General features: G+C 36.6%; 13 protein-coding genes and 1 pseudogene. 10 read left to right on the top strand and 4 right to left on the bottom strand.

Going from position 1 to position 11017, the window contains the following annotated elements; genetic code table 11:
• From ACQQ6X_RS07445 to ACQQ6X_RS07435, 3 genes are all read left to right on the top strand, one after another.
• On the top strand, positions 1-664 hold a 664-nt coding region (locus ACQQ6X_RS07445; RefSeq protein ID WP_430493543.1), incomplete at its 5' end, for a DUF4145 domain-containing protein.
• 159 nt (positions 665-823) lie between these two features.
• Entirely contained in the window at positions 824-1321 is a 498-nt protein-coding gene (locus tag ACQQ6X_RS07440; protein ID WP_305164802.1) for a hypothetical protein, read from the top strand.
• A 205-nt stretch (positions 1322-1526) separates the two neighbouring features.
• Positions 1527-2888 (top strand): caspase family protein, encoded by a 1362-nt coding sequence (locus ACQQ6X_RS07435; protein WP_305164801.1) that lies wholly within the window; start codon positions 1527-1529, stop codon positions 2886-2888.
• 243 nt (positions 2889-3131) lie between these two features.
• Here the strand turns inward: ACQQ6X_RS07435 and ACQQ6X_RS07430 are convergent, their stop codons facing one another.
• A complete protein-coding gene (locus tag ACQQ6X_RS07430) occupies positions 3132-3512 on the bottom strand; it encodes an aspartyl protease family protein (protein ID WP_305164800.1) in 381 nt (126 codons plus the stop codon).
• Entirely contained in the window at positions 3509-3769 is a 261-nt protein-coding gene (locus ACQQ6X_RS07425) for a hypothetical protein (RefSeq protein ID WP_305164799.1), read from the bottom strand. The genes ACQQ6X_RS07430 and ACQQ6X_RS07425 overlap by 4 nt, the downstream gene beginning before the upstream one ends.
• A gap of 301 nt (positions 3770-4070) precedes the next feature.
• Between ACQQ6X_RS07425 and ACQQ6X_RS07420 the strand changes: the two genes are divergently transcribed.
• From ACQQ6X_RS07420 to ACQQ6X_RS07400, 5 genes are all read left to right on the top strand, one after another.
• Complete coding sequence (locus ACQQ6X_RS07420; protein WP_305164798.1) at positions 4071-4439, top strand: hypothetical protein; 369 nt, start codon at positions 4071-4073, stop codon at positions 4437-4439.
• Positions 4440-4687: 248 nt separating this feature from the next.
• The gene (locus tag ACQQ6X_RS07415; protein WP_305164797.1) at positions 4688-5032 is read left to right on the top strand and encodes a hypothetical protein; all 345 of its coding nucleotides are present in this window, start codon (positions 4688-4690) and stop codon (positions 5030-5032) included.
• A gap of 162 nt (positions 5033-5194) precedes the next feature.
• Positions 5195-5881 carry a hypothetical protein gene (locus ACQQ6X_RS07410; RefSeq protein ID WP_305164795.1) on the top strand — a complete coding sequence of 229 codons (687 nt, stop codon included), beginning with the start codon at positions 5195-5197 and terminating at the stop codon, positions 5879-5881.
• Between the two features lie 176 nt (positions 5882-6057).
• Positions 6058-6705, top strand: coding sequence for a hypothetical protein (locus tag ACQQ6X_RS07405; RefSeq protein WP_305164794.1), 648 nt, complete (start codon positions 6058-6060; stop codon positions 6703-6705).
• Between the two features lie 224 nt (positions 6706-6929).
• Positions 6930-7280 carry a hypothetical protein gene (locus ACQQ6X_RS07400; RefSeq protein WP_305164793.1) on the top strand — a complete coding sequence of 117 codons (351 nt, stop codon included), beginning with the start codon at positions 6930-6932 and terminating at the stop codon, positions 7278-7280.
• 325 nt (positions 7281-7605) lie between these two features.
• Here ACQQ6X_RS07400 and ACQQ6X_RS07395 read toward each other — a convergent pair whose 3' ends face one another.
• Positions 7606-8031 carry an exosporium protein C gene (locus ACQQ6X_RS07395; RefSeq protein ID WP_305164792.1) on the bottom strand — a complete coding sequence of 142 codons (426 nt, stop codon included), beginning with the start codon at positions 8029-8031 and terminating at the stop codon, positions 7606-7608.
• Between the two features lie 398 nt (positions 8032-8429).
• Entirely contained in the window at positions 8430-9179 is a 750-nt protein-coding gene (locus ACQQ6X_RS07390) for an SDR family oxidoreductase (protein ID WP_305164791.1), read from the bottom strand.
• A gap of 239 nt (positions 9180-9418) precedes the next feature.
• Here ACQQ6X_RS07390 and ACQQ6X_RS07385 point away from each other — a divergent pair.
• Positions 9419-9989, top strand: a pseudogene (locus tag ACQQ6X_RS07385) (TetR/AcrR family transcriptional regulator).
• 235 nt (positions 9990-10224) lie between these two features.
• A complete protein-coding gene (locus ACQQ6X_RS07380; protein ID WP_430493542.1) occupies positions 10225-10800 on the top strand; it encodes a DMP19 family protein in 576 nt (191 codons plus the stop codon).
• Positions 10801-11017: the final 217 nt, after the last annotated feature.

Raw genomic sequence — 11017 nt, 5'->3', positions numbered from 1 at the left:
TATAGAGGATGATTCAATGACTTTTAATCAAAAATTATTTTGTAACGACTGTAGGAGACCAACAAATCATGATGTTATTGAGGAGAATGGAGTACAATTCAAACGTATTGTGCCTAGGATTAGAACGAATGATAAGCAATTTTTAAATATGGAAGATATATATTACTTAGCGTATTGCCAAGGCTGCGATTCTATAAAGCTAGTTAAAGAATTTCATTATGAAAAAGAAAATCAGTGGAATAGCCTTTATCATATATATCCAGATCCTATGGATCGTATGGATAAGGTTAAAAACGTTACGTTTGCTAATTTGCCGAAATCTATTTTTTTGTTATTGCCTGAAGTATATGGAGCTTACGCCAGTAAGTCGCTTCAATTATGTACAGTTGGACTGCGTATGTTAATTGAAGCCATATGTATAGATAAAAATGTTGAAGGAAACACATTGGTCCAAAAAATTGACAAACTGAAAGATACAAATTTAGTTACTGAACTGCAGGCAAAAATTTTACATGAGATTCGATTGCTTGGTAATAAATCTGCTCATGAAGTTGTTAGGCAAGAAGAGGAATTAATTCTTGATGGACTAAATACAATTAATAGCTTGCTTTTTAACATATATAGTTTAGAGATAATAAAAATATATGATAAAGATAAAAATTAGTAGTAATTCAAAGTAGATGTATACGTCATATAACATAATATTCACGCTGCGAGCATTCGCTCTTGATCCGACATTCGTCGGACACTCAGCATACGCTGAGTCGTGAATACAGGAACGTTATGTGAAATCAGCTTAAATAAGAGAGAAAGAGTGAGATAGATGATTCAAAGCAGATATTTATTTGTATCTCGTGCAGGCAAAGTTATAAAGATCGCCCGACCTAAAGATCATAAGCATAAATCTGTTCCTCAATTAGCAGGTGAGGAAGTACTTGAAGTGATCTTATATTACAGGAATAAAGACAGGAAGCCGCATAAACTACTTATGGTGGAATTTGATAGATTCCATTTAGATTCGGACGGGAATTATAAACAGACAGAAGAAGATAGAAAAAGAGCTATTCATAATTTTCTTTTTTTTGGGATGGCTGATTTGCATGAAGGAATAGAAGTAGAAGATAAGCCACTACCTATACCTGTTGCGCCGATAATTCCGACGACTGCTGAGAAAAAATCATTATACGATTATATAAATGAGAAACTACCCAGTTTTTCAGATGATGCTCCTTATGTAGTGGAAAGTAAAATTAAAGCTGCTAAAGAGAAATATGAAGAGTTTAAAAGCATGGCAAAGAAATCAAACAAGCTGTCTAAGTAGTTCGAAGAAGAAGCAGACATCACATAACATAATATTCACGCTGCGGACATTCGTCCTTGGCCCGGCATGCGCCGGACACCCAGCATATGCTGGGTCGTGAATACAGGAACGTTATCTAAAAGATCTGCCCCAGAGAGAGTGAAAGTATTACATTCGCAACGTCCTGTTGCTCGAAGAAATTATACAGATTCATGGGTGGTGTTTTATGAATTCAGGATTTCATGGGAATACATTCGCAGTAATAATAGCAGTGGAAAATTATCAATTTAGAATCAAGACAGTTGATTATGCGAGGAATGATGCAATAGCATTTCAACAATGGCTTATAAATAATCTTAAAGTACCTCAAGAAAATATTAAGCTTTGGCTTGATGTTGATGCAACAAAATCCGCGCTTAATGAAGAACTTCAATATGAGATATCAAATCTTACTGAAAGTGATCGATTTATTTTCTATTATGCTGGTCATGGATTTTATGATGGAGGATATAACAAAATAACAACGTGGGACACTCACCCAAATAATATACAAGAAACTACTGTTTCACTAAACCGAATATTAATGGAGCCACTAAGAAACTCAAGATGTAATCAATGTTTGATATTTATAGATGCATGTGCGAGTTATATTGATGAGCAATTAGTTAGCAGGGATTTTATTGCTGATATGAATACCAAAGAGTTTAGCGATTTTGTGCGATCAAGCAATTACAGAGCTATGTTTCTGTCATGTTCACGTGGAGAGAAATCATACGGTAGTCCAGAACTAGGACATGGAATATGGACACATTTTCTGATAAAGGCATTAAATGGAGAATCCCCCGAAGCAGTTGAACGTGAACGATTTATTACTAGCACATCATTGCAGAATTATTTAAGCGAAATAGTTCCGGATTATATTAAATCAAGTACAGACATAAGAGGAACTCAAAAACCATGGGCCGAAGTCTCTAGCTCAAATACATTTATTATTTATGAAGTTTCAGGAGCTAGTTCTGAAGGAAGTAATAATTATATTGATTTTATATTTATTCCTGAAAGACTTATTATTGATTTTGAAAATGACTTGATAATTGCTTATCTTAGAGGTCTCGAGAATGATGGAAGACATTTTCCGATGTATGATTATGAAGGATTGATAGAAATAGATGTAGAGGCGTATTGTATAAGGATTAGTAAGGTTAAGAATGAAATAAGAAAGATATTAGAAGAAATTATGGATTTTCTAATGGAGTACGAGTGGGAGGAAGAAGTTATATTTGAGAGAAGTGATGATAAATTCAAGATTAGTGCATTTCTTTACGAAGATGACAAAACGAGAGAAATAACTGTTTCTCTGGGGCTATCCTTGAAAATTTCAGGCCTACACCCAATGGGTGATACAATATTTGATTCTGAATTCGACGTTGCTAATGATGAACTTAAAATATATACAGATTCTAGTGATTACAATTTAGAGGAAGTAGAGATTCAAGAAATCTTTTCGGATTGCTGGGATGAAATTAGAAGATATTTTTTGCTTGAAAAGGAAATTGAAAAAGAATTATTAAATGAAATTGACGAGTAAATAGATATTCAGTAATTAAATGTGGGTCGACGTCCTGTCTTAATTCGGAGATGTGGGGCAGATCATCAGATAACAACATATTCACACTGCGGCTCCTGGCGGAGCCTTGATCTGCCCGAGGCATTTCGAGGAAGTGAAGTCAGGCAGATAATCCTGCGAACCTAAGTCTGCAAGCGGACCCGGCCGGTCAAGCCGGCCTTAAGGTTCTCGGGTTCGAGAATACAAGAACGTTATACGCAAGTTTTATGAAATAACTAATTTCTCAAAATCGATTTTCAAACCATACATGTAAAGAAAGTCGACACCCAATATTGCATCGAAACCATATGGTTCTTTAGTAAGTCCAAGTTGGATAGTAAATTCTTTAAGCAGGATGCTATCAATCGAAAGGTCTGAGACAATCTGCTGATAACATAATTCACTTGAGCCTCCTACTCCATGCATCCGTACCGATTTTCCTTTAATAAAGTCTATATCTAAGCCAATAGGTTCTACAAGATCAGTATCAAAGATAGTTGTGGAGCATCCGGTATCCAGTAGGACACTATTGAGAAGAGTTGATTTATTCTTGTAAGATAGAGGGAGAGAAACAATAGGCAGACCATTTACAAGACGAATTTTCATCGAAGACCTCTAATTCCGATAAAGGGTTGCTCAATGACTTCAATAAATTCATTTCCGGTGTAGAATACATAGAGTTCCCTAGTAGGCTCTGACAAATGAAGTTTCTTATATGAGGCCCATGCATGCTTAGGGTTGTCATATTCAGAAACAACTGACATTTCTTCAATAGTTCTTTTGTGATTATTTGAATGAGTGGCAAGGGCTTCAACTAATACCCAACGATTAGGATAGATATCACGGATATTACTCCATTTCATACATGAAACACCTCCGAAAAGACTTATAAATTAATTGTACAACCCTATTTACAAACAAGCAATGATAGTGAGTTCGAAGAAGAACGAACCGGCGTATAACACTGATTTCCTGCAGCGTCGCTTTCGCTCCTTGATCTGCCCGAGGATTTTCGAAGAAGCTAATCAGGGCAGACAACCCTGCGAGGCTAAGTGGCGGAGCCACCCAGTCTCTTCGCTCCTTTAAGCCTCTCGGGTTCAGGAACACAACAACGTTATGTGAAATAAGCTAGGAATAAAAAGATTATATTTAGGAGCAAGTACTATGAAGCGAATTTACAAGCATGTCGAAGAATACACAGATCAGGAAATAAAAGATATTTTAACTCGCCTAGAAGTAGACGAACTTATATATTTACCACTTTCAGTTGGAATGTATCATCACAATTGGAAGTTTGCTCAAGACATATGTCTTAAATCAGCGCAACATGATAATCCAAATGTAAGAGCGAATTCTGTATTGGGATTAGCACATATCGCAAGAACTAAAAAACAGTTAGATAAAAGACTAGTAAAACCGATCTTTTTGAAAGAATTAAAAAATAATATAGAATATAAAGGAATAATATTAGATGCTATTAGTGATATAAATTTACTTATGAAGTGGGAATTAGCAAGGAAGCATAATTATTAGTTGACTTGAAGAAGAACTGACCTCATATAACATCGCATCTACGCTGCGGGCGTTGCTTATTGGTTCGCTAGAAGTGGAAAGTAGAGAAGCTGGGATCAACTCACAACCCTGGGAGGCCTAAGTCCGTTGGCCCCGGCACTTTGCTCCTTAAGCCTCTCGGATTTCTAGATACAAGAACGTTATGTGAAAGGGAAGCAAGAATTAGTTTTTAAACAGATAAAAAATCCAAAAGAGGGAGAGATAGCACAATGAAGTTTAGCCATAAGAAATTCTCCTGTGACACCGAGATTTATTACAAAGATAAGGACATAATAGTTAGATTTTTCGATAGCTCCAAAGAACAAGAAGAAGATGACATAATAAATTTGGTTATAGTTGACCCTGGGTATGGCTATCTTTGTTTGAAATATAAAGGAGATGCAGCACTCTTAAGTGGATTCCTAGATGAAGATGTTTTCTCATCGGATGACTATATAGATGCAGCAATTAGTTTTATTGAAGTCTTAAGTCCGAATTCAAAGTATGTTTATACTCCATATCATATTAGACTCTTTAAACAAACCAGTTTTATTGAATACAATGGAGAATACTAAAATAGATTGTAGGAAATTCGAAGAAGACATCCTCATCATATAACATAATATTCAAGTTGCGTCTCCTTCGGAGCCTAGGTTTCGAATAGGGATTTCAGTAGATAGCCCCTTTGAGCTTATGAATACAGAAATGTTATCAGAAAGACTATGAGGAGGGAAATAATGAAGCTATTTCATGGAGAACAAGTCTTAATTAAAGAAAACAATCTCTTACAGCCACAAATACATACTCCTCTTGGAATAATTGAATTTTCACTCACAGCCTCTGATAACTTCTATCATCCAGAACAAAGTTATAAACTCAAAAATGGTGGGTCATTATATAAATATTATTTTGATTCATTTGATTGTGAACTAATTGTCTGTAGACCCAAGCTCAATCACGCTTTACATCTGACAGTAGAAGAGTGTTGGGGAGCAGTATTTAGAATAAAGCCTCATACGAACACTCAAATAAGTACGTGCAGCTTTTCTGCTTCTTGGAAGGAGGGTTACAGTTGGGCTGATTATGGATTTAATACTGGGGAAGATCTTGAAGCTGTCGAATACGAGAATCAGGTATACCGTTTACACTTGGGAACACAAGACGGGGATATGTTAATGGCAAGAAGAAATCAAGGAGATATGATTCCTAAATCGCTATGTTTGAACTCTGACTTTGAAAAGTATGGTTTTATCTTAAGTTCTGATAAAGGCATTAAAATTCCTATGACACTAATTGATTCTAATGAGATATGTCAAGTACATTTTTTAATTACTTGGAGTAAAAATATAAAAGAGGATGTTTCAACGTGGTTGGCTGTAGACCAGTTCTCAAATGAAATATTAAAGGGAGAAGGAATTTTGTAAATATCCTCAAAATTGTCATAGTCCATCTGATAACATAGTATTCACGCATCGAGCATAGGCCCTCGACCCGTAGAAGGATTTCGGAGAAGGAGATAGCTGCAGGACACCCCAGCATTCGCTGGGGGCGTGAATACAATAACGTTAGGCGAAACTGAGCTTAAGGAAGAAGGAATATAATGCAGTTAATACATAGAAGAGGCTGGGGAATATTCGAGGATGAAGAAGAGGTTTATTTTCACCTAATGGGTGAAAAAGGTGAAGAGCTTGGTTATGCTAAGTGGTCCAATTCACAGGTGAATACTATTTCTAAACAAGAATACTTTTATCATAAGTACGGTCCATACTATGATGAAATTATGAATTACTTTCAGGGCAATATAACTGATTCATGCAGGTCATTAGATGGCTCTGTCTATGTATCAAACTACCAACAATCAGACATTCATAAGTTTGATAGTAACGGAAATCTAGAATTTATCCATCAAGATATGTTTGATACAGTCTATGGTTTTGCTGTTTCTAAGGATCTGATTTGGGTTGTTTACCCAACAAGGAATACAATAAAGTGTTATAACCTAAAAACATACAAAGAATTGTATTCTATAGGAGACTTTGAAGGAACCTCATTTGACTTACCTGAAAGTATATACTTTTACGACGAACTTCTTTACGTCTGTGATATGGGAAATCAACGAATATGTACTATAGATCCGAAGAGTAAAGTAATAAGTTCTTATAAAGAATTTAGAGAACCGGTATGGGAATATATAATATCTAATAACTATGAGATCGTAAGACTGAAGTCAGGAATTTTTCGGGTATAACTGTCCACATCGCCTAACATCACATTCCTACTGCGGGACATTCGCCCCTTGGTGCCGGAGGCATTTCAGGGGAGAGGATTCAGGTGGCACATTGGTTTCCCTAAGATAAGAGCTATCTAAAGTCAGGTCACGTCATAGATGCGGAAACGTTATGTGAAATACCATGGAATCTATTTATAAACCAAAACAAATAATAATTTAAGAAAGAATGAGGGGTATGCCCAATGACGTTACAAGACTTATTTAATGATAAACCAACTAAATTATGGAGCGAAAGAATGATTGAATACGCGGATGACTTTTTTACAGAAGAGAGATTATTAATGTGTGATAAAGTTCTAGATAACTATCTAAACCAATTAATATTATTACAAGAAACTAAACATCCTGAAAGTATTATGAAGGCTGTAGAGGAAACTGTAATTTCTTTTAATGAATTGAATGATGCGAACGATTATTTTATTGAAACGATGGAGCGTGAAGAATTGGCTGAATTTATAGACAAGGCAGCAAGACTAGCTGGATTAGAAATTGAGGAGGATCAAGATATTTCAGAAGAATGGAGAGAATGGTGATGTTGAATTAAACAGGATTTCTAAGTTGATTTAATGAAGTCATGGAACTTTGCATAACATCACATTCTAGCATCGTCGCATTCGCTCCTCGGTTCGGCAGAAGTTAAGAAGCCATAAAGCAGAAGCAGCGCAAGAAATTAATTGATGAATTAAACAAACGGGCAGCTTTAAGCTTAGTAAAAATGAGCAAAAGCAGCCCAGCCTCTGACAAGGAACGAACTGCTTATTACTTTTCTATCTCTTTTTCTATCTTGGAGTACCTATTCTTCAAAATTGAGTTTTTTACAGGGCTATCATTCAAGTGCTGAAAATTGCAAATATGGTATTAGGTTCTTGTTTTAACGGCTAACCCACTAAACGATACAGGCCCAACAACATTGGCTCTTGTATTTGCAGTAAGGTTTTCTGCTGTGACTGTGTAAACATGGGCACCAGTTATTACATTTCTATCTTCTGCCTGGAACGTAACTGCATAATTTTGTTCAGAACCAACAGATTCAATACCTTGTTGGGTGTTGAAAATCTCTTTTCCATCGCGGAAGATTCTAAAGAGTATTTGCGCAATACCAGTGACACCGCGAACACCCACAGTTGCTACTAAATCTACCCGATTAGGTTGAGAATTGATTGGAATTCGTAAAGTGATCCTTGCAAGGAGAGATCTTGCTGGCGAACGTCGGATAATATATGAGTTTGCTAAGTTGAATCTACGGCGCGGTTGTACGGCAGCTTTATCGAGAATACGTACCAAAATACCAACTCCTCTTGTTTGATATCTCTATGATATGTTGGACACAAAGAGAATGATTGGACAATTATGTAAGATACTTTGATTTGAATCAGATACATTATGAACAATGGTAAAGAGCAAATTACAGGTGGAGGTGAATAATTGATTTTGTATTTCAAAGAAGAGGAATCAGGCAGATACATCCTTGCACCTAAGATAGGAACTATCTAAGGAAGTGGACGTCGCGAATACAAGAACGTTATGTGAAATCAACGAAATTATTTAAGAGCATGGCTGTGACTGCTTGGCGTTTTTTCTTACTTCACGAGCAATTTGCAATAAAAATGAACATGAAGTAGACGGAGATAAGTGTTTACTTCATGTTCGCCTAAATTTTTGAAAATTAAATTACAGATGGATCAATGGATCTTTGGAGGTTCAGAATTCATCGTATCGTTAAGCTGGGTCACAAAAACATTTTCGTTCGGGCCAGGGTTATTTCGAAATATTTTCGCTTCTTCCACTAGAACTTCGTCTGTATCCGTGCCAAGTATCTTTATTGTTGCATCAATGAATGAAGCAAGCGGCATCGCCCGTGGTTCATCGTTGTTGCTTTGAACCCATGGGGGCACAATTTCTATTACTTTTACCGATGTGTCTTTAAGCATGTACCTTTGGGACAGCGTATAGGTGTGAAGTGCTGCCTTCGTCGCGGAGTATACAGCAGTTGTCGCTAACGGTACAAATCCAAGTATTGAAGTCGTGTTGATGACAACAGCTTCTTCTTTGGCCTTCAAATGCTCGATGAATGCAGAAGTCAACCGAATGGGGCCAAGCAAGTTTGTAGTGACAGTCGAAATCAAAACATCCTCATCGATCACGCCCGCCGCGTCATCGGGCTGTATGATGCCGGCGTTGTTAATCAAGACATTAACATCCGGGTATTCTTCGATTAACTGCTCGGCGGTCGCCTTTATGCTGGCAGGATCTTGTACATTCAATTCCACTGCGGACATGCCGGGATTCGCTTTAATCGTCTCCTCCAGACGTTCTTTACGTCGACCGGAGATAATAACTTTATTTCCAAGATTGTGGAGAGCTTCTGCTAACGCACGTCCAATTCCCGAACCGCCGCCTGAAATAAAAATCGTGTTTCCTGTAAGTTTCAATTTTTAAACCTCCTAATTCAATATGATTTAAATAATTCCGAATATTGTAAAACAATAGAATTCATGATTACAGCTCTTCTAGAATTGAACATATGTTGAATCATCAACATAAATTTTATAAAGTGAATGTATCAGAGCGGTATATGGGGTTCAATGGTTAAAACAAGCGTGATTGTTGATTTTTCAACAGAGGACTTCGAAATGTTCATTTTTTCGGATGGTACAAAGGGGAGAAGGATATGAACAGGCGTATTCAAAAATCGAGGCAAGCCATTATTGATGCTTTTATGAGGCTGATGTCAGAAAAGGAATTCGAGAGAATTACGATCAATCAAATTGCGGAGGAAGCGAATGTCAATCGCGGAACGGTTTATTTGCATTTCGCTGATAAGTACGATCTGCGCGATCAATGCATGGAAGCTCAAATTAAAGAGTTACTACGCAATTGTATGTCTGAAGATAACTTCTTTCATCTCCCTTCCAAAACCGCACTACTGCGTACGTTTGAATATTTAGAGCAGCATGCTTCATTCTACTCTATAATGCTGACGAACAAGGGAAGTACGGTATTTTCGAAACCAAATAGAGACAATGTTCCGGCAAAGTCTGTGCGAGCATCTGGATTCGATCAACCTCGATCAGGATATGAACAGGGACATTACGGTGCAATTTTTAATTTCAGCGGCAGTGGGGGTATTGGAATGGTGGATTACCCGTTCGATGCCGTATCCGGCATCGGTCATGGTTGAACAATTTTGGAAATTGCTGAATTGTGGTGTCGAGGGAAACGAACAAACATCGTCCATTTGAGTCTCTAAATTTGAGGCTTTTTTGAGGCAGGCACCCATAATGAAGATAGTAAAAAACAAAGAAGAGTTTTTTTCTTTCATACCAGTATTAGGAGTCTAGTTAATTCGAGGAAGTTATGACATCACATAGCATAATATTCAAGCTGCGTCACCTAGATCTGCGAGTTGGGTTTCGAAGAGGGATTTCAGCATACGACCCCTTGGGGTTTAGGAATACAAAAACGTTAGATAAAACCATGCAAAACCAAAACTATGAAATCAAGGTGAATATGATGAGCACCCTAAATCATGTTATAAAGCTACTAATTCCGCCCCATAATAACTTTTCGGCTGCAGATCTTGTGGAACACATAGGTAGTGTTATCTACGGAGAAGAGGCTAGCTCAATAAGAGACATGATTTATGAGGTACCCGAATCTTTGAGGACTATAATTTTGTTGATAGATTTTGATACAGAATTATCAATGAATGGAGTTTTCGGGTTTCTGGAAAATTCCACTAGAAAGTACTTGAATGAAACAATTTCTGGTTTAAAGCTAATTAGAGCGGAAAAAGATTCGTCTACAATGGAGGAGATAAAAAAGCTCATTGAAGATATTAATTTTAATGGGGAAATAAAATTAGAACCATATCAAATTACAATATTTGAAGAGAGACATGACATTAATGAAAGGATACTTGAAAGAATTAAAGAGTTGGCTGATGGACTGTATGTATATTCAATAGAAAGAGATATTTTCGACTACTTAATTGATTATCTTTCTAACAACTGGATGGTATTGTTGAAAGAGCTTAAGGATGTCTGTAAGTAACTCGCAGAAGTGCATGGTTTCAGAAGACAACCCTATTGGAGTTCATAAATACAAGAACGTTTTTTGAATTATATGCGAAAATTAACTTTGTGAAATAATGAAAGGAAGCAAGAATGAAGAAATATATTGAATTTTATTTCTATTTACCGTTTTTTGGTTTGATAGATGATACAGATGGGGTGTTTAGTTTAGAGGAATTAATGAGACAACTAAATAT

It is taken from the genome of Paenibacillus ottowii (assembly GCF_050516475.1).
Taxonomy (GTDB): Bacteria; Bacillota; Bacilli; order Paenibacillales; family Paenibacillaceae; genus Paenibacillus; species Paenibacillus ottowii.
Note: the sequence above shows the minus strand (reverse complement) of the source record. Positions and strands in the feature narration are given on the sequence as shown.